Here is a 17,683-nt window from a genome sequence, read left to right as displayed (position 1 = left end):
TCTCCAACTGATTGCAAAAACCAGGGTTGAGCCTAGTTCGGCATGTTGTGAAATCTAGGACCTCTGGCAACTGGAGCTTCAAGAGGTAATTCTTCTTGATCTCGGTTCTGAGCATAAATCGACGCAAAGATACTGACATCTTTTTTTGCATTTCACGGGTTTTCAACTCCACGGGATAAGGATTGTCGGATGCTACCGAACGGAAATTCTGCCGGACTCAGCCAAAGGTTATATTTTACATATTAAAACCGTATGCGTTTACACATATCCAAGCCAGGCACATTCAAAGCTCGTTCATCGCGAAATCTCCCCCGCCAGCACAGCCCTGCCATGCACAGCCAAGATCGCAGAGAACCTCTGGCATCCGAACTGCCGGATCACGTCGATGACCCTGGCCTCGTAGCCAGCATGCCCGATCAAGCGACACAGGTCCGATGCGTGAAACTGACGGTTTGTACTTGGCGCAGCTTGGATCTGATCGAGCAATTCACGCTCTTTTGGATCAACCCCCCGCTTCGGCGCCGGAGTAGGTTCCGAGCGAGGCGGTGTTCCCGGTGCAGTGCGCCACCGACGCATGAAACCAAGCAAGAAACCTGCAGGAACCTTGCCATTGCCTCGCGCCCGGTTGAACGCGAGGAAGCGATCCCAGATGACTTGCGTGTCGACGTTCCAGCAGGGTAGGGCGGTCTTCGCTGCCTTGATCAAGTTTGCCCAACAGGTCTGAAAAACGTTCGAGTTCGCGGTGATTTCAATCAGACCTGAGAATATAGTTTTGTTATTATTATCTCTAGATAGTGATGTGTCACCTTCACCTGACACGAGATCATGGGCATCCTCCTCTGCATCAAAGGCCGAAAACCGGAAGAGCCAGGGGGCAAATTTGCCGTTTGATTTCTGGCGCACCAGCTCCAAGTCCGACGCTTCGAGTTCGCTCAGAAGGACCGTCAGATACTGGCGCGAGATGCCCATCTTGCTTGCCAAGACTGAGAGGGTGAAGGCGGCTGTACCGCGCGACAACCCGTTGTAGCCCTCCTTCCAGGCGATGCCGTCCAGGATGAGAGTGGCAAGCTTGTGAGCGGATACGGAAAGATCAGTTTGCATAATACGTCGTAGTATCAAGCCGGTTGTGGGTTCCATGGTCGGGGCCTCCTGAGAGAACCGACGCCATGTCGTGAGACAACAACATTCTTGCCAGCAAAACAACTTTGCTGGTTGCGGGTTTTTGGACAGTGCGCTAGAAAATTCTTGTTCACGGATTTTTCTAGCGCGGCGTCAGGCTTCACGGTCTGGCGTCGTTTCCTTTTTTGGGTTGATTGCACGGCTTCCGGTGCAGGGGGTTGCGAGGAGCGCTCAGGAAGCCTGGCGCTTGGTTGGTCAGTAGCGGACTTCTTCGGAGCCGTAGTTTCCGGCGTGATCACGCCAGTCCACGAAGACAGATCGGTAGAAGTAGCTTCTGCATCCGTTCGGGATGGTTAGCTGAGACGCGGTCGGCACCTGAGCCACGTTGGACCTTGTCCAGCGATAGTCACCTTGAAGGCCGTATGACCCCAAGCGCGTCGAGTCGCTTCGATTGCAGTCGCCATCGCGGTTTTCGTTTTGACGGTACTGGATATGATAGACGCGGATGTTCCGCACAAAGTCGAAAGCGTCGTCCGAGATGTCGATATCCGCTTGATCATCGGCCTGGACCAGAACCAGGGGATCGGATGCAGCTTCCGAATGGATCAAGGGCGGATTGCGGAACGTTATGTCATAGAGCCGCTCCATCGGTGACAGCGGCGCGTGCTCGTTGAATGACGCTCCTATTGGGCAACGCCATATCTGCAACGGCGGCTCGATCGGCCAGGGGGTGATCCGGCGAATGAAAACTGCCCGCGCGTGTGCGCAGGGCGCAGAGGCGGGCCATCCCCCGGCAAGGCACAAGAGGATCGCGCAGTCGACCTGATAGGCTTGGGCCGGGGCGGCCGAGCCCATAAGAGAGGATATGCTAATTGCTGCGGCGGCTGCCACGCTATGGACCATGTGCTTCATGATGCCGACTCCATCTGTAATGGTGTAGCGATACGAAACAACATTAATGATAGCAAGGAGATTTGATTGCCGCACCATCTAAAAGGACCGCGCGCATACGCGTTTTGGGTCTTCAGCATGTATGCTCACGGGCATGTCTCAACACGACGGCCTTTGGAAACTTCCGACGACTCTGGCTTACGATACCACCGGATAGAATAGTCGCCCCCAATCCTGCCTGGGGTTGTGCATCGTCAGACCCACGAAGACGGGCGTCAGGAACGCAAGAATCGCCGCGCCAACACGCACCTGGGCTCGGTTGACGCCGCCGTTCCAAGTCGAGCCGCCATGTAGCAACTGATTGCGGAGAACATTGACGGGAGCGCGAGGAATACTTTGTGCTTGAGGTGGATCACGCCCTTACATTCGAACCCAAGTTCATGCTGCTGCCGAACCCGTATGATGCAGCGCATCAAGATCGTTTCGTTATCCTCGATGAGGGCGCGCGGGTGACTTACCGGCCATAGTTCTGTCGTCGAAACGAGATGAAGAACGTCCATTCACGGTAGGATGCTTTCCGGAGAACGTTCGCGGTGGAAATAAGACTGAGGCAAACAAATTCACTGATCGCTTTTCCCCCACGTTAATCACTCAACCGCATTCAAGAACCTGCCATAATCCTCACTGACTTCACGAGCCTCCGCGAAGGTCCTCGCGCGCTCTTCATCGACGCAACGGAAATAATCCTGAACATCCGCGATGTAGGCATCGAAGTCCTCCCGGATCAGATCAGCGTAGGTCCGCATGTCGTCTTGGGTCTGGGGTAGGAACGGTCGCTCGGGCGGGGCGCAGCCATGCGCCGGACCAGCTGCTGCGAAAGCAGTGATCAACAGCAGAAAGGGGATGTGGCGCGCACAAGTCATGTGCAGGGCAAAACTCCTTTGCCGCCTTTAAGATCACGATGTTGTCAGCTATCACTGTTATTGGAGCAAGACGATGTTCGTCAAGTCGATTTAATTTTCTTGCTATCATTAATGTTGTCTTGTATCGCCCGTGGTGTTTTAACTCTACGGGATCGATGCTGCACCTCAGGCAGAGAAAGGACCCGTGGGAAAGCCATGATAGAAGAAGCCCCCAATGTGGTTACAGAAGACGGACTGCGCGGCTTGCTCACCGAGGGCTACCTCATCGAGGTGGTCTGCAAGGAAGATGCCGAGAAGCGCCATAACAGCTGGTACGGTACGTGGGTCATCCGCGCCGTCGCGTCTGATGGGCGTGACGACAAGATGCTCGTCACCAGCCGAAGCGTTCTCAAGCTGCGCGACTTCAAAACTATCGTTGGCCTTGTCAGCTTCCTGGCCGACATGGGCTGCACGACAGTCAGCATTCCGCTCCACGAAGGCGGTCGCGAGCGTCACGCCGCTCCCGGTCATACATCAGGGCCGCAAAACGGAGCGGCCCCGGTCAAGGACAGCTAAACGCGCATTTGCGCTCGTCGTTGCTTTGGGTACAGGCGTATGTTCAGCGCCCTTGGCTCTGGCAGACGGCTTCATCTTCTCGGTTGGTCCGGATGGCCGACTGAATTCCGTCTCTGATAACGCGAGCACCCCTCGCTCGTTCTCCGAGACCCAAGAGGCGACTGATCGTCTTTTTCTCTTCGCAGAACCACGTGGCCCCGAAGCAGTCACTGAGGTTGCGATCCCGGCGCCGCGCGCCGTTCGCGCCTCCCCTGATATCCTGCAAGCCATTGAGGTCACCGCCCTGCGATATGCAGGCCATGACGCTCTGCGTCGCGCAGGACTGTCAGTCACCGATTGGGCGCTGTTCTATCGCGCCAATATTGAAGTCGAGAGCGCCTACAACCCCGCAGCGCGAAGCCCTGTTGGGGCCATCGGCCTCGGACAGCTCATGCCAGGCACCGCAAGCGATCTTGGCGTCGATCCCCACAACATCGCGCAGAATCTCGACGGCTCGGCGCGCTACCTTTTGATGATGCTCGACCAGTTCGGCGACGGATCATTGGCCCTTGCTGCCTATAACGCCGGCCCCGAGGCGGTCACGCTCCACGGCGGCATCCCCCCTTTTCGCGAAACCCAAGGCCATGTGGCCCGTGTGACGGCCGTGTTTCATCGGCTCAGAGGAGATCTTTCATGACGTCCAAGAACCTTCAAAGCGTGCTCCGCACGCGGGCCCTTGTCGCGCTCGGCGCGATGGCCCTGATCGTACTAGCGGGCCCCGCACTTGCCCAAAGCATCGACCTCTCGCCTGTGCAGACGCTGCTGCAGGGCATCGTCGATGCGATCACCGGTCCCTTGGGCATCGTGATCGGCACGCTGGCGCTCATCGGCGTGTTCCTCTCCTGGCTCTTTGGCATACTCGATTTCCGCCAAGCGCTCTGGGTGGTGGTTGCAATCGCCGGTATCGCCGCAGCGCCCACCATCGTTGCCGCCATCTGGACGACTTGAGCCGGGCCCATGTCTGACCAGTCCCGCGTATTCATCGGCCTTCTCAGGCCACCCAAGCTAATGGGCTTGCCGATCATGTACGCCATGGTCTGGCTCTTCGGCTCAGCGCTTCTGTTCCTCTGGGTGCAGAGCGGGGTGGTGGCCGTCTTCGCGGGGCTGGCCTGGCCTGCGCTCTGGAAAGCCGCGGACTGGGATCCGAACTTCCTCGATGTTCTGGTGACCACGTTGCAGGAAACTCCGCCGACAAAGAACCGTAAGCTCCACGGAGGCGACAGCTATGCCCCGTGATGGAATTGCAGGCCAGGATGCAGACGCGCTGGATCCGCTAACGGCGCTGCCCACATGGGTCAAGGGCGAGAAGCGGTTATCGACGATGCTGCCCTATGTGAGTCTTGTCACCGACCGCACGATCCGCACGCGCGGCAACGAGCTGATGCAATGCATTCGGCTCGAGGGCGTGAACAGCACAACTAGCGAGGACGCCTATCTTGACCGGATCGGCGGGCTTCTGGCGGGGATCGTAGCACAGGTGGGGACGGAGTTTTCCTTCTACTTGCACAAGGTCTCGAAAGCGGTCGATGTGACCCTGCCGCCCATCCCGGACAAGGGGTTTGCTGCCGCCGTCGATCAGCGCTGGCTCGCGCATCTGGGTCAATCTGGCCTGCGCGACAAGACGCTGACGCTGACCGTGCTGAAGCGCCCGGAGGCAGGCAGCCGTCTTCCCTTCGGTCTGGGGGCGTCGCGTAAGCGACATACAGCGGACACCACCCGCCGTTTGCGCAAACTCGATGAGGTCGTGGGGTTTTTGCTGTCGTCCTTCGATGAGCTGAAGCCCCGTCTGCTCGCGGCAAGCACCGGCGAGCTTCTGGGCTTCCTTGGCTCACTTAATACCGGCGAAGAACATCCGCTCTTCCCGCGCTCGCGCCTTGGGGTGATCGCCGAGGACGTGGCCAATACCCGCGTCACCTTCCGCGGCACGACCATCGCGCTTTCCGACGGCGCCGTGGGCGACAAGCTCGGCGCGATCTTTGCGGTGAAGAACTACCCCGCCAAGACAGACAGCCTGATGCTCGACGAGTTGAACCTGCCCGTCGACATGGTGGTTACGCATTCCTTCGTGCCGATCAATGCCAACATGATGGCGGGCCGGATCAAGCGGCAGTTGCGCCTCATGCAGGCGGCCAATGACGGGGCCGTCAGCCTCGCCCAGGAACTGGAACTCGCGCAGGACGATCTGGAGTCCAAGCGCCTGATCTTCGGCGAGCATCACATGACGGTGGCGGTCTATGCGCGATCCCAGGCCGCGCTCGACGACATCGCTGCCGAAATCCGCAACATCTCCGCGACCTCCGGCATCAACCTGATCTCGGAAGCCTTCGGGGCTCGGGCGCATTTCATGGCGCAGCACCCGGGCAATACCGGGGCGCGCAGCCGCAAGGCCGCGATCACGAACCACAACTTCGCCGATCTCGCCACCTTCCACCGCACACCGCTTGGCAAGACCGGCCGGGATGTTCCATGGGGTGTGCCGATCACGCTGTTCCCGACGCCCGAGCGCAGCGGGTTCCGCTTCAACTTCCACGAACAGGGCGCACCGGACCGCGAGCCCACAGGTGGGCACACCCTGATCCTGGGCCGCCCCGGCTCGGGCAAATCCGTGTTGGCGGCGTTCCTGATGACCATGGCCCGGCGGGCCGGCGCGCGGCTTTTCGTCTTCGACTATCGCGCCGGCATGGAAATGGCTGTCCGCGCGCTCGGGGGCAGCTATTCGACCGTACGGGCGGGACGCCCCACCGGACTCAATCCACTGCAGACCGAGATCGACGCGCGTGGTCAGGCTTGGCTTGCGGATTGGCTTGCAAGCCTTCTCGAGCGCCGTGACCGGCCGCTGACCCCGGTGCAGACCAACCGGCTGCAAGAAGTCGTGCGCCAGAACGCGAGTGCAGGGAACGCAGGCCTGCGGAACTGGTCGGATTTTGCATCGCTTTTGGTTTCGACCGATGATGAGGGCGACCTCTTTGAGCGAATGCAGGAATGGACATCCGAAGGGCGTTACGGCTGGATCTTTGGCGCCAATGCCGCGGATACGTTTAGCATAGACGGCGACGTGGCGGGATTTGATCTGACCGGCATTCTCGATTCCGAGAGCGAACGGGAACGCATGGCGGTCCTCTCCTACCTGTTCCGCCGGGTTGAGCGGGTGATCGAGGATCGGAAGCCCACGATCATCGTGATCGACGAGGCTTGGAAGGCGCTCGACAATGCGTATTTCGCGGAGCGGCTCTCGAACTGGCTGGTGACTGCGCGCAAGCAGAACGCCGTCGTCGTGATGATGACTCAATATGCCAGCCAGCTTGAGCGCACCCGGACCGGCAAGACCATCGTCGAGGCGGTGCCGACCCAGGTGCTTCTGCCCAATATCCGCGCTTCGGCTGCGGATTACGCCATGCTGGGCCTAAGTGAGAAAGAACTCGACGTGCTTCTGAGCGTCGGTTCCGCCTCGCGGCTGGCGCTTGTGCGCGATGACCGCGGCGCAGTGGTCATCGATGCCGACCTGAGCGCGCTCGGCCCCCTCGTGACCATCCTCGGCGGAATGGAGAAGGGCGAGGCACTTGTTGGCCCCGATTACCGCGAACGACAAGATTTCTGGAGAGTGACATGACCCATACCATCACGCGCAACGCCGTGCTGCTTGGCCTCGGCCTGACCCTGACGGCTTGCGCGCAGCATAACCCTGCGCAGGCCAATTGCTTCAACTTCCGAGACGCACCCGCGCAGACGGGAACCGCCACGGCAACGATCTCGACAATGGGTGCCGCCGTCACGCGGCGCGATACGGCGTGCGATTTCGTGATGCTTGGGGCGAGTGGCTGAGCGGATGCGGAGCTGGCTTCCCCTTTCAATGATCGGCTTTGCGCTTGCAGGTCCCACGGCGGGGCCAGCGATCGCCCAAGGCGTGCCGACCTTCGACCTGCGCCTCTTCGCAGAGCGGCAGGCAATCCTCGATCAGACCGATCAGGATCTGGCGCTACAGCAGGACCGACTGGCGCGTGAGGAGGAGCTGGCCGGGATCGAACGCCAGCAACTCGCCTCCCTCGAAGGGCTGATGGATGCCATGTCCCTCGGCTCCGGCGATGTGGCTGGCACCGTGGCTGGGCTGGAGGCGGGGCAGGGGGCGGTTGAGGACGTCGAGAGTGCTGCGGCCAGCCTCTACGCGCCCGAGGACAACAACCCGGCCGCAGCCCGGATGTTCGGCGATGCCCGGGAAGGGATCGAGGAGCTGATTATCCGCGCCGCGCGCGACACCCATAGCCTGCCCGGGGTGAGCCGCGCAGGGCTGTCGCTGGTCCAGTGGCGCTGCCTGCTGCAAGCGCTGATCTGGCAGGAAAGCCGCTTCCAGATCGGGGCTCGCTCCCCCGTTGGGGCTTTCGGGCTCACGCAGATCATGTCCGCTACCGCTAGTGATCTTGGCATCAACCCGGCCTATTACGACGACCCGTACCTGCAGGTCACAGGCGGTGCGCGTTACCTCGCGATGATGCTGAACATGTTCGATGGCAACATCATACATGCGCTTGCCGCTTACAACGCAGGCCCAGGCAACGTGCAGGACTACGGCGGCGTCCCGCCCTTCGCGGAGACCCAGCACTACGTCGTGGTGATCCCGCAGCAGTACAATAGCTACCTTGCCGCCGTGGGCGGCATCGATGCGCTCGGCACAATCGACCCTGTCCTTCTGGCGAACGCGAGCTTCAGCCTCTCGGCCCATGGTGCAGGCGTTTATGGCGACTACTCGCTGGTCTCTGTCCGCGCTGCCGCCCTGCGCGTGCAGGACATCATCACCTGCATCGGCGAGACCGAAGACCTGCACGAGGCCATCGCGCTCAACACCTACGCGCGCGCCGAGCTGGCCCGATTGGTTGCGATCCGCACACGGATCAAGGCCGCTCACACCCAGCCGCTGAGCGAAGAACAAATCGCCATGGCCGCCGCGCAAGCGGCCGAGCGGCAATATATGGATTTCACCCAGGAGACATTGCGATGATCCGGCGCTTGCGCATTTCCCTTACCACTACCGCCGCGACCCTCGCGCTTGCCCTCGCGGGCCCCGTCGCCGCACAGGGCGTGCCCACGGTCGACACGCAGAACATCGCCCAGGAAATCCGCCAGCTTCAGCAGATGCTGCAGGATTTCGGGATCCAGACCGATCTTCTGGATAATGCGCTGGCACAGCTCGAGACGCTGCAAGGCCAGCTCGATCAGCTGAACGAAATGTATGCCTCGCTCACCGGGCCGCGCAGCATTCTCGGCCTCGCGATGGGCGGGGATCTCGACGACCTGTTGCAAGCCAATTTTGAAGACATTCCCGGCCTAATCCGGGGCATCCAGGCCGGCGACTGGTCGAGCTTGATCGGACCCAACGCAGGGCCCCTGCGCACGCAGATGGAACAGGCGCTCGCCAGTGCAGGCTTCGACGAGGACTCGCTGCGCGAGATCGCCACCAGTGGCAATCCAGGCGCGGAAGGAGTCGCGACCCGCGCCACGACCGGCGCCGTGATGTCGGCCGCAGCCCAGAACAGCCACGCCGAGGCGGCCCAATCGCTGGAGCGCGTCGAGCAACTCGTCTCCCTGATCCCGGACATGGAAGACCTGAAGGCGTCGATGGACCACAACACCCGCGTCACAGCCGAACTCGCCATCGCCATGACGCGGATGTGGGAGCTTGAGGCGATCCAGACCCTTGGCGCGGGCAATGCGGGCGTGGTGGATGCTGCCACCGTCGCAGAAGAGCGCCGCTACATGGACTTCACCCTGCCGAGCCTCGCGCCATGAGAAAGGCACCGGACATGACGGCTGGCATGAGCGCGCGCGAACTGGTCGAGGAGGAGTTGATCCACGGCGCGCTGCGCAGGGAGCAGCTCTGGCGGATGATCGGCCTTGGCGGGGCAGGCTTCGGCGTTTTCGGCTGCCTTGCGGCCGCTGCTGTCGCTCTGATGGTCGAGACGCCCCCACCGGTCGTCGTGCCCTATGATCCCGCGACGGGTCTGGCCCTGCCGAACGTCACGGTCGAGACGGTCTCGCTTGCCGAACGTCCGGCCATCATCGAGGCGCAGATCTACCGCTACATCCTGGATCGCGAGGCCTACAACCAGCTCGACAACGATCTGCGCGTGCGCCGCGTGCTGGCGCAATCCACCGGGGCGGCCGAGGCCAGCATGCGCGCCATGTGGACCTCCGGTCAGGAGAGCTATCCGCCGACGCGCTATGGCCCGGCTGCGGAGATGGCCGTCGAGATCGCGTCGATCACGCTGATCGGTGACAACCGTGCCCAGGTACGCCTCAGAAAACGTCTGACCAGCCCGCAGGGGGCGCAGGACGGATCGTTCACTGCAACACTGATGTTCGCTTTTCAGCCCGAACGAGCCCGCAGGGTCGACGACGTCTGGCAGAACCCCTTCGGCTTCACCGTCACTCAATATGCCATCCGATCGGACCGTTCCGAATGACCTCTGTTCCAGTTCTCACATCCGTTCACGCCCTTCTGGTCGCCAGCGCGCTGGCGCTCATGGCGCCTGCAGCGCTGGCCGAGACCACGCCGCGCGCGGGTTCTCATGACAACCGCCTCCGGATCGCGACCTGGACCGAGGGGCAGGTCTACCGCGTCGTCACCACCCTGACCCGGGTCACCACCGTCGAGTTTGGCGAAGGCGAGACCATCCGCTCGATCATCGCGGGTGACACGGTGGGCTTCCAGTTCGACGGCGTGCCGGGCGGGCGTGCCTTCGCGATCAAGCCAGCCGCCTCGGGTGTCGCCACCAACATCACGGTCTATACGAACCGCCGCTCCTACTATTTCCACGTGGTCGAGGCGCGCGAGACGCCACATTACGTCGTGCAGTTCCGTTATCCCGAGAGCCGCGTTCAACCAACCCGCGCGGTCGCGGCCGATGCGCCGAACGCGAACTATGCCGTCAGCGCAAGCGAGGAGTTCACGCCGACGGCCGTCTGGGATGACGGCACCTTCACGTATTTCCGCTTCGCGCGGAACGCGCCGGTCCCGGCGATCTTCCGATATACGAACGGCGGCGAGCGGGCGGTGAACAGCACCGCACTCGAGGACGGCGTCATCCGCGTCTCGGGCGTGAACCGGCAATGGGTCCTGCGCCTCGGGGAAGACGAGGTCTGTGTTCAGGATATGGGTGGGCCCACGTCATGAGCCAGGACACCGAAGACCTCGCTGCGCGCCTTGCAGCCCTTGAAGCGACGGGCGACAAGAAGCGCGGTGCTGCACGGCCCTCTCCGCTGGCGGCCGTCCTCGGTGTTGCCGGGATCGTGGCCGTGGGCGGTCTGGCCTGGGCCGCCCTTCAGCCGTCACCGGAAGCGCCCCTGCCGACTGCAGCTCCCGAAGAATTCCAGACCGCGGGATCGGGCTTCGGCGACCTCGCACCCATGCCCGTGGCCGAGCCTGCGCCGCCGCCGGCCGAGACCGGCCCCTCTGCGTCAGAACTGGCGCTGATGGAGAGCCTTGCCACGCTGCGGGCCGAACTCGAAGACCTGCGCGCGCGGCCCGTCGAGGCATCGGACAGCGGGGCGGAGCAGGCCATAGCCGATCTCACGGCGCAGATCGCAGCTTTACAGACCGCCTCGACCGAGGCACAGCGCGCGCTCGAACGGCAATTGACCGAACGCGACCGGGAGCTTGACCAGCTGCGCATGGACCTCGAGGTCGCGCGGCTAACCCCGCCCGCGCACACGGACCTCGGGCCGAATGAGGAAGAGTTGCGGCTCGCCGAACTTGAACGCCGCAGGATCGCTGAGGCCGAAGCGCGGGCCGAACGCATTGCCTCGCCCATGATCGCGTTTTCCGGGATGGGGGCGGGGACCGACCGAGAGAACAGCCTCGAGGCGGCGCGTTTGAATGAGGACGAAGCCTTTGTCCGCGCAGGTGCGCGGCCCGCACCCGTGACGCGGGCCGAAGTGATCGTGAACCCCGGCAACACGGTCGTGCAGGGCACGATGATCCAGGCCGTGACCGAGACGGCGCTGGACAGCACGCTGCCTGGCGCGATCCGCGCCATCGTCTCCGAGGACGTTCATTCATTCGACGGCACGCGCGTCCTGATCCCTCGCGGTGCGCGTCTTGTGGGGCGTTACCGCTCCGATGTGGTGCTCGCGCAGTCGCGGGTGATGGTGGCCTGGGACCGCATCATCCTGCCCGACAACCAGACCGTGGAGATCAGCGCCTTCGGCGGCGACGAGCTCGGCCGCACCGGCACAACCGGCTTTGTCGACACCCGCTTCGCGCAGCGCTTCGGCTCGGCCGCGCTGATCTCGCTGATCGGGGCCTTGCCCGCAGCCGCCGCTGGACAGATCGAGGATGAGGCTGCGGCCGACATCGCGAGCGACGTCGGCACGGACCTGCACGACAGCACCCAAAGCGTCATGCAGGACTATCTGGCGATCCGCCCCGTGATCCATGTCGATCAGGGCACGCGGATCACGGTCATGGTCGACCGCGATCTGGAGATCTTCTGACATGGCTGCAAGCTATCTCGAAGCCTCGCTCGACCGGCTGGGCGCGCACGTGCAACGCGACGACACGATCGAGATCTGCATCAACCCCGACGGGCAGGTCTGGGGCGAATTCCAGGGCGATCATTTCATGCGAGGCCTCGGCACGCCGCTCACCCAGACCGAGATCAAGGACCTCGGCAACCAGATCGCCTCGGCCGCCTCGACGACGCTCAGCACCAAAAAGCCCATCGTCTCGGTCTCGATCCTCTACCGGGACCGTCCGATCCGGGCGCAGGTGATCCAGCCACCCGCCGTCGAGGGTGGGTTTTCGATCTCGCTGCGGTTCTTCTCCTCCCTGCCACTGGAAGCCATCAAGCTTGGTTTCCTCTATGGCAAAGAACGCAGCCTTGAGGTCCTGCGCTTTGAACGAAACGCTGCGCTGCGCGATGTCGTGGCCTCCGGCGACATTGATGCCGCCCTGCGCTTCTGCGTCGAGAACAAGCTCAACATGATCGTCTCGGGTGGTACGTCGACCGGCAAGACCGTCGCGGCGCGCAAGATCCTCTCACTGATCCCGCCCGAAGAACGGATCATCACGATCGAGGAGGCGGCTGAGTTGCGCCCTGAGCAGCCGAATGCTGTGACCCTGATTGCCGACCGCGACACCGAGGCCCGCAGCGCCGATGTGCTTCTGGCCTCGACCCTGCGGATGCGGCCTGACCGGATCGTGCTGGGGGAGGTCCGGGGGCGTGAGGCCATGACGTTCCTCGAGGCAATCAACACTGGCCATGGCGGTTCGCTGACCACTCTCCACGCCGAGACCCCGCAACTCGCCGTCCGCCGCCTCGCCATCGCGGCGCTCAAGACCGATGTGCCGATGACCTATGCCGACATGGTCGACTACATAGAGGGCTCGATCGACGTGATCATCCAGGCCGGTCGCCATAATGGCGCGCGCGGCATCACTGAGTTCTTCCTGCCGGGGCAGGCGAGACATCCAGACCAGAACACGGGTCCAGCCGGGGGTGACGAGCGCCCCACGGTCGCGGCCGAATGAACCGAAAGGAAACCCCCATGCGCCAGACCATCCTCGCCGCAGCTATCACCCTGCTGGCTGCTCCCCTCGCGGCCCAGACATCGCCTCAGGTGACGAACGATCTCAGCGTGACCATGACCCCCCAGCAATACCGGATCTGCAACGACCGGCCCGCACGCCCGACCTGGATGGACGAGGTTCACCCGCGTGAGGCCTACAAGGCGCTGACGTTGATGCGGCTCTACGAGCTGCGGTCATGGGAGGCGATCAAGGAAACCGGCGATTGCGGCTGTGATGTCCGCTTTCCGTCATGGGACGCGGCCTCGGTCGAGTACGAGGAATGGTTCGCGACAAGCACGCAGGCAGAGCACACCCAAGCTCGGCTGGCCATTCGCAACGCACAGAACCAGATCGCCCGCGACGTCCAGGACATCTGCGAAGCGCAAGGCAACTGGTAATGAGCATCGTCAGCTGGATGGTCGGAACTGCCGACGGCTTCCTTGCCGATGCGGCCGAGTCCCAGTTCGGGGCTGTGGCCAGCAATACCGGCACGATCGTCCTGCTGATGGTCACGCTTTCGCTGATCGCCGTCTGCATCAACATGGCCTTCCAGTTCCGAAGCATGGATGGGGCCAGCTTCTTCTGGTACTTCATAAAGCTGACGCTGATAGGCCTCTTCGCCTTCAACTGGGCCAACTTCAACGCGGTCGCCAACGCCGTGATCGGCGGGCTCGACTACATCGCCGGGGCCCTGATCTCCTCGGTCGGCGGCGGCGGGGTAGGAGCCACATACTTTGCGGCCGAGTTCGATGATCTCATCACAGAGTTCAGCCAGTACCTAAACGCGATCGGCAGCAACCTGAATTGGATGACCGGCGCAATACTCGGCGGCATCGGCCTTGTGCTCCTCAGCCTCCTTGGCTTCATGACCGGCATCGTCCTCATCTTCGCCAAGATGATGCTGACCCTGATGCTTGGGCTCGCCCCGATCATGATCGCCCTGTCGCTCTTCGATGCGACCAAGGATTTCTTCCATAGATGGGTCTCGACGACGATCAGCTACGCCTTCTACCCCATCGTCATCGCCGCCATGTTCTCGACAGTCGTCGGTATGGCGAATTCGCTCTTAGCACAGCTCGGTGACCCGAACTCGGCCACCAACATCGGCTCGCTCGTCCCGTTCTTCGTGATGGTGTTCCTCGCCAAAGGCTTCGTCGCGGCAACGCCCCTGATCGTTCGAGGCATATCGGGGAACCTGATGGTGGCTGCGGCACCCGCTGTGGTCGCTGGATCGACCGGGATCATGCGGGGGATCTTCAATACCGACGGCGTCAAGGGCAGGGCGCGGATCGGGGCGCTCACGACTGGCGAAACGATCGGGCGGGGGGCGGCGCAGGCTCCTGCAGCTGCGCGAAGCGCTGCGGCCACTGCAAGCGCGCAGGTGGTCAGGATGGCAGAGAGGGCGAAGCGGTTGGGGCAATGAAATAGCAGGCAATCCGACCGACTTTTGGTTAAGGAGAGGCGGCACAGTGGGCAGATAGTGACCTTTGCAAAGTTTGGCCGGTTTCTCGACAGCGGACCTTCGTGTGGACTGCGGCGAACGACGGTAGAGAGCCCTCTTTACCGATTTTCTGCATTGCCGCGAATGTCCGCAATCGGAAAACTGAAAGTAGCAGTTGCAATTTCCGACTTCGAGTGAACCTAGGTTAAAGGTTATGAAATGTGCCGAATGAACCGAACACCTGAGGAGCGGCTTAAATCTTGATAAGGGAAACAAGGAAATCGTGCCCCGAAATTCCAGCCCAAAGCGGAGCAATAGACTAAATTCTGAGAGCGTTTCTCGATCGGTAGGTAGAGCGGTCAATTAGGTTAACAGAAATACCTTGAATGACTGACACGCTGCCAGAGCAAGGTTTTCAATTGGAATTCATGGAATAGCTACAAAGCTTGAACTGACGAGGTCTGCGATGCGGCCTTTGCATGTATTTGCAAAGGCCGCCTTTCGAAGTATTTAGAAGAAGCCCAACTTATTGGGGCTATAACTCACCAACAAGTTCTTGGTTTGCTGGTAGTGGTCCAGCATCATCTTGTGGTTTTCACGGCCAATGCCCGATTGCTTATAGCCGCCAAACGCTGCGTGGGCTGGATAGGCGTGATAGTTGTTCACCCACACGCGGCCAGCCTCGATGGCACGCCCAAAGCGGTAGCAGGTGTTCATGTCACGCGACCAAACGCCAGCGCCGAGGCCATACATCGTGTCGTTCGCGATTTCCAAAGCTTCGGCTTCATCCTTGAACGTCGTTACCGACACGACGGGCCCAAAAATTTCCTCTTGGAAAACCCGCATCTTGTTGTGACCCTTGAGGATCGTCGGTTGGATGTAGTTCCCGCCTGACAATTCACCGTTGAACCGCGCTGAACCACCACCAGCCAGCACTTCGGCGCCTTCTTCGCGACCGATCGTGAAATAGCCCATGATCTTGTCGTGTTGGGCCTTGCTGACTTGTGCACCGACCATGGTCTCGGGGTCGCGAGGGTCGCCGTGCTTGATCGCAGCGACGCGTTTGATGCAGCGCGCGATGAACTCTTCGTAGATGTCCTCTTGGATCAGCGCACGTGAAGGGCAGGTGCAGACTTCGCCTTGGTTGAAGGCGAACAGAACGAAGCCTTCGACGGCCTTGTCCAAGAACGCATCATCCTTTGCCATCACGTCAGAAAAGAAGATGTTTGGCGACTTGCCACCCAGTTCAAGCGTGACGGGGATCAGGTTCTTGGTCGCCGCTTCCATGATTTTGCGTCCCGTGACGGTGGACCCAGTGAAGGCGATTTTTGCAATGCGCGAGGAACTGGCAAGTGCTGCGCCGACTTCTCCGCCAAAGCCGTTGACGATATTTAATGTGCCGGCTGGCAACAAATCGTTGATTAGTTCTGCAAAGACCATGATCGCGGCAGGCGTTTGTTCGGCTGGTTTCATTACGACGCAGTTGCCCGCAGCCAAAGCAGGGGCCAGTTTCCATGCCGCCATCAGCAAAGAAAAGTTCCAAGGAATGATCTGGCCGACAACGCCCAAGGGCTCGTGGTAGTGATAGGCGACGGTGTCGTTGTCGATCTCGCTCATGTTGCCTTCTTGCGCGCGCAAAACACCTGCAAAATAGCGGAAGTGGTCGGCGCAAAGTGGCACGTCTGCGTTCATCGTTTCGCGGATCGGCTTGCCGTTGTCCCATGTTTCGGCAGTGGCCAAGAGTTCTAGGTTCTCTTCGATCCGGTCCGCAATTTTAAGCAAAATATTCGCGCGATGCGTGGCAGATGTTTTGCCCCAAGCGTCTTTGGCAGCGTGGGCTGCATCAAGTGCGAGCTCAATATCCGCCGCGTCAGAGCGGGCGCATTCGTTGATCAAGCCACCGGTAATGGGCGTCACGTTTTCGAAGTATTTGCCATTGACGGGTGGCACAAACGCGCCGCCGATATAGTTGTCGTAGCGCAGCTTAAACGGCGACACATATGTGCCTGCCTCGGTGTGGGTCATATCGTTCATTTGAAATCCTCCATTGTTATCCGGCTTCTCCTCCCGGATTACAAAGAGTGTGACTTGCGTCGTGCGCCACGTCTTGTGGCAGGAAGGTGTCGCGGGATTAAAGGTGTCTCACCAATGAGACAGTTTCCCCTAACTATCTTCAAGTCCAAGCCGCTTCATCCGCCGATAAAGCGTCGCACGACCGATCCCAAGCTGGCGCGCGGCCTGCGATACGTTGTTTCCGGCCCGTGCCAACGCACGAATCACAGCGGCCTTTTCGGCCTTCTCAAATCCTGTAGGGCCATCTTCACGTCCCAGTATGTCTGTTGCAGGGCGCGCGACTAAATCACCCGTCCGTTGCAGCCCAAAGACACGGCGGGCCTCGCGGGTGGCCCCTATCACCAAATCACTTTCGTCAATGGCAAGTAGCGTTGAGGCCTCGGCGTCGTCGCTCTCGGCCACAATGATCCGCGCGGATGAAAAGGCGGCCCTGAAATTCGCGGCTTCAATCGCGCGTGCGGTTTGGGCCACTTGGGCCGCGATCAGGCGATTGAAGGCCTCCGTTTGATCTGCACGCGCGGATGATAAATCAAGCGCCGCCACAAGTTGACCGTTGCTGCCGTAGATCGGCGCGTCGATGCAACTCATGCCTGTGTTGCGCGTATAGAAATGCTCGTCTTGATGAATGATTACATGACGTTGCTCGGTCAGACAGGTCCCAATGCCGTTCGTGCCTTCTTTCTCTTCACTCCAGTCGGCACCGGTTGTGAGGCCCCAACCTTCAAATGCCATAGCGTCAGCATCAGAGAGACGTTGATCTAGGATGATGCCATCTGTATCGGTCAGGAAAACCGCGCAACCCGATTGCCCGACCAGAGAGAAAAGCGCGTCCAAACGCGGGCTCGCGACGGTCATGAATTTTTCGAGCGTCTCCATCCTGAATTGCAGACTTTTTTGCTCTATTCGGTCAGGTGCCCGATGCTCATCAGGGTCCAGTCCATGCTTAATGACAGAACGGTGCCAACTCGCAGCAACCCGCGACTTTGCCGCAGCCGATGTCGACTGCGTTGCCTCCATCACAATATCAGCATGCGATGCCTTTGGTGTCATTTTGCTCTCCCTACAGCATCATTAAAACGCGCT

Annotated in this window: 19 protein-coding genes; 14 read left to right on the top strand and 5 right to left on the bottom strand. The window is 61.0% G+C overall.

Going from position 1 to position 17,683, the window contains the following annotated elements:
- Positions 1-294 precede the first annotated feature (294 nt).
- The 3 genes from DSM107133_RS23670 to DSM107133_RS23660 form a co-directional block, all read right to left on the bottom strand.
- Positions 295-1,137 carry a hypothetical protein gene (locus DSM107133_RS23670; protein WP_114293691.1) on the bottom strand — a complete coding sequence of 281 codons (843 nt, stop codon included), beginning with the start codon at positions 1,135-1,137 and terminating at the stop codon, positions 295-297.
- A gap of 237 nt (positions 1,138-1,374) precedes the next feature.
- Positions 1,375-2,031, bottom strand: a complete 657-nt coding sequence (locus tag DSM107133_RS23665; protein WP_240310539.1) for a hypothetical protein — start codon at positions 2,029-2,031, stop codon at positions 1,375-1,377.
- A 626-nt stretch (positions 2,032-2,657) separates the two neighbouring features.
- Positions 2,658-2,933, bottom strand: coding sequence for a hypothetical protein (locus tag DSM107133_RS23660; protein ID WP_114293692.1), 276 nt, complete (start codon positions 2,931-2,933; stop codon positions 2,658-2,660).
- Positions 2,934-3,128: 195 nt separating this feature from the next.
- Here DSM107133_RS23660 and DSM107133_RS23655 point away from each other — a divergent pair, with 195 nt between their 5' ends.
- The 14 genes from DSM107133_RS23655 to DSM107133_RS23590 are packed head-to-tail and all read left to right on the top strand — an operon-like array spanning position 3,129 to position 14,509.
- Positions 3,129-3,488 (top strand): hypothetical protein, encoded by a 360-nt coding sequence (locus DSM107133_RS23655; RefSeq protein WP_114293693.1) that lies wholly within the window; start codon positions 3,129-3,131, stop codon positions 3,486-3,488.
- 52 nt (positions 3,489-3,540) lie between these two features.
- Positions 3,541-4,164, top strand: a complete 624-nt coding sequence (locus tag DSM107133_RS23650; RefSeq protein WP_243253647.1) for a lytic transglycosylase domain-containing protein — start codon at positions 3,541-3,543, stop codon at positions 4,162-4,164.
- Positions 4,161-4,475: a TrbC/VirB2 family protein gene (locus tag DSM107133_RS23645; RefSeq protein WP_114293694.1), complete on the top strand. Its 315-nt coding sequence runs from the start codon at positions 4,161-4,163 to the stop codon at positions 4,473-4,475. The genes DSM107133_RS23650 and DSM107133_RS23645 overlap by 4 nt, the downstream gene beginning before the upstream one ends.
- 9 nt (positions 4,476-4,484) lie before the next feature.
- Positions 4,485-4,763, top strand: a complete 279-nt coding sequence (locus tag DSM107133_RS23640; RefSeq protein ID WP_114293695.1) for a VirB3 family type IV secretion system protein — start codon at positions 4,485-4,487, stop codon at positions 4,761-4,763.
- Complete coding sequence (locus DSM107133_RS23635) at positions 4,753-7,137, top strand: type IV secretion system protein B4 (protein ID WP_114293696.1); 2,385 nt, start codon at positions 4,753-4,755, stop codon at positions 7,135-7,137. The genes DSM107133_RS23640 and DSM107133_RS23635 overlap by 11 nt, the downstream gene beginning before the upstream one ends.
- Positions 7,134-7,349, top strand: coding sequence for a hypothetical protein (locus DSM107133_RS23630; protein ID WP_114293697.1), 216 nt, complete (start codon positions 7,134-7,136; stop codon positions 7,347-7,349). The genes DSM107133_RS23635 and DSM107133_RS23630 overlap by 4 nt, the downstream gene beginning before the upstream one ends.
- A 4-nt stretch (positions 7,350-7,353) precedes the next feature.
- Entirely contained in the window at positions 7,354-8,520 is a 1,167-nt protein-coding gene (locus tag DSM107133_RS23625) for a lytic transglycosylase domain-containing protein (RefSeq protein WP_114293698.1), read from the top strand.
- Positions 8,517-9,308, top strand: a complete 792-nt coding sequence (locus DSM107133_RS23620; RefSeq protein WP_114293699.1) for a type IV secretion system protein — start codon at positions 8,517-8,519, stop codon at positions 9,306-9,308. Before DSM107133_RS23625 ends, DSM107133_RS23620 begins: the two co-directional genes overlap by 4 nt.
- Before the next feature lie 26 nt (positions 9,309-9,334).
- On the top strand, positions 9,335-9,982 hold the full coding sequence (locus tag DSM107133_RS23615) for a type IV secretion system protein (RefSeq protein WP_114293700.1): 648 nt from the start codon (positions 9,335-9,337) through the stop codon (positions 9,980-9,982).
- Positions 9,979-10,692, top strand: a complete 714-nt coding sequence (locus DSM107133_RS23610; RefSeq protein ID WP_162792038.1) for a TrbG/VirB9 family P-type conjugative transfer protein — start codon at positions 9,979-9,981, stop codon at positions 10,690-10,692. Before DSM107133_RS23615 ends, DSM107133_RS23610 begins: the two co-directional genes overlap by 4 nt.
- The gene (locus DSM107133_RS23605; RefSeq protein WP_114293701.1) at positions 10,689-12,011 is read left to right on the top strand and encodes a TrbI/VirB10 family protein; all 1,323 of its coding nucleotides are present in this window, start codon (positions 10,689-10,691) and stop codon (positions 12,009-12,011) included. The genes DSM107133_RS23610 and DSM107133_RS23605 overlap by 4 nt, the downstream gene beginning before the upstream one ends.
- A 1-nt stretch (position 12,012) precedes the next feature.
- Positions 12,013-13,047, top strand: a complete 1,035-nt coding sequence (locus DSM107133_RS23600; RefSeq protein WP_114293702.1) for an ATPase, T2SS/T4P/T4SS family — start codon at positions 12,013-12,015, stop codon at positions 13,045-13,047.
- Between the two features lie 17 nt (positions 13,048-13,064).
- The gene (locus tag DSM107133_RS23595) at positions 13,065-13,484 is read left to right on the top strand and encodes a hypothetical protein (protein WP_114293703.1); all 420 of its coding nucleotides are present in this window, start codon (positions 13,065-13,067) and stop codon (positions 13,482-13,484) included.
- Positions 13,484-14,509, top strand: a complete 1,026-nt coding sequence (locus tag DSM107133_RS23590) for a type IV secretion system protein (RefSeq protein ID WP_114293704.1) — start codon at positions 13,484-13,486, stop codon at positions 14,507-14,509. Before DSM107133_RS23595 ends, DSM107133_RS23590 begins: the two co-directional genes overlap by 1 nt.
- Positions 14,510-15,037: 528 nt before the next feature.
- Here DSM107133_RS23590 and adh read toward each other — a convergent pair.
- A complete protein-coding gene (adh, locus tag DSM107133_RS23585) occupies positions 15,038-16,561 on the bottom strand; it encodes an aldehyde dehydrogenase (protein WP_054540808.1) in 1,524 nt (507 codons plus the stop codon).
- Between the two features lie 129 nt (positions 16,562-16,690).
- A complete protein-coding gene (locus DSM107133_RS23580; RefSeq protein ID WP_089423416.1) occupies positions 16,691-17,650 on the bottom strand; it encodes a GAF domain-containing protein in 960 nt (319 codons plus the stop codon).
- Positions 17,651-17,683: the final 33 nt, after the last annotated feature.

Source organism: Pseudosulfitobacter sp. DSM 107133 (assembly GCF_022788695.1).
Taxonomy (GTDB): Bacteria; Pseudomonadota; Alphaproteobacteria; order Rhodobacterales; family Rhodobacteraceae; genus Pseudosulfitobacter.
The sequence above is the reverse complement of the archived record's forward strand: the minus strand, read 5'-3'. Positions and strand labels throughout refer to the sequence as shown.

What these genes read in the sequence shown, in the direction of transcription:
- DSM107133_RS23620 (WP_114293699.1), top strand. Translation starts at nt 8,517, where the DNA reads ATGATCCGGCGCTTGCGCATTTCCCTTACCACTACCGCCGCGACCCTC.
- DSM107133_RS23610 (WP_162792038.1), top strand. Translation starts at nt 9,979, where the DNA reads ATGACCTCTGTTCCAGTTCTCACATCCGTTCACGCCCTTCTGGTCGCC.
- DSM107133_RS23580 (WP_089423416.1), bottom strand. Translation starts at nt 17,650, where the DNA reads ATGACACCAAAGGCATCGCATGCTGATATTGTGATGGAGGCAACGCAG.
- DSM107133_RS23615 (WP_114293700.1), top strand. Translation starts at nt 9,335, where the DNA reads ATGAGCGCGCGCGAACTGGTCGAGGAGGAGTTGATCCACGGCGCGCTG.
- adh (WP_054540808.1), bottom strand. Translation starts at nt 16,561, where the DNA reads ATGAACGATATGACCCACACCGAGGCAGGCACATATGTGTCGCCGTTT.
- DSM107133_RS23645 (WP_114293694.1), top strand. Translation starts at nt 4,161, where the DNA reads ATGACGTCCAAGAACCTTCAAAGCGTGCTCCGCACGCGGGCCCTTGTC.
- DSM107133_RS23595 (WP_114293703.1), top strand. Translation starts at nt 13,065, where the DNA reads ATGCGCCAGACCATCCTCGCCGCAGCTATCACCCTGCTGGCTGCTCCC.
- DSM107133_RS23670 (WP_114293691.1), bottom strand. Translation starts at nt 1,137, where the DNA reads ATGGAACCCACAACCGGCTTGATACTACGACGTATTATGCAAACTGAT.
- DSM107133_RS23655 (WP_114293693.1), top strand. Translation starts at nt 3,129, where the DNA reads ATGATAGAAGAAGCCCCCAATGTGGTTACAGAAGACGGACTGCGCGGC.
- DSM107133_RS23630 (WP_114293697.1), top strand. Translation starts at nt 7,134, where the DNA reads ATGACCCATACCATCACGCGCAACGCCGTGCTGCTTGGCCTCGGCCTG.
- DSM107133_RS23605 (WP_114293701.1), top strand. Translation starts at nt 10,689, where the DNA reads ATGAGCCAGGACACCGAAGACCTCGCTGCGCGCCTTGCAGCCCTTGAA.
- DSM107133_RS23590 (WP_114293704.1), top strand. Translation starts at nt 13,484, where the DNA reads ATGAGCATCGTCAGCTGGATGGTCGGAACTGCCGACGGCTTCCTTGCC.
- DSM107133_RS23640 (WP_114293695.1), top strand. Translation starts at nt 4,485, where the DNA reads ATGTCTGACCAGTCCCGCGTATTCATCGGCCTTCTCAGGCCACCCAAG.
- DSM107133_RS23665 (WP_240310539.1), bottom strand. Translation starts at nt 2,031, where the DNA reads ATGAAGCACATGGTCCATAGCGTGGCAGCCGCCGCAGCAATTAGCATA.
- DSM107133_RS23660 (WP_114293692.1), bottom strand. Translation starts at nt 2,933, where the DNA reads ATGACTTGTGCGCGCCACATCCCCTTTCTGCTGTTGATCACTGCTTTC.
- DSM107133_RS23635 (WP_114293696.1), top strand. Translation starts at nt 4,753, where the DNA reads ATGCCCCGTGATGGAATTGCAGGCCAGGATGCAGACGCGCTGGATCCG.
- DSM107133_RS23625 (WP_114293698.1), top strand. Translation starts at nt 7,354, where the DNA reads ATGCGGAGCTGGCTTCCCCTTTCAATGATCGGCTTTGCGCTTGCAGGT.
- DSM107133_RS23600 (WP_114293702.1), top strand. Translation starts at nt 12,013, where the DNA reads ATGGCTGCAAGCTATCTCGAAGCCTCGCTCGACCGGCTGGGCGCGCAC.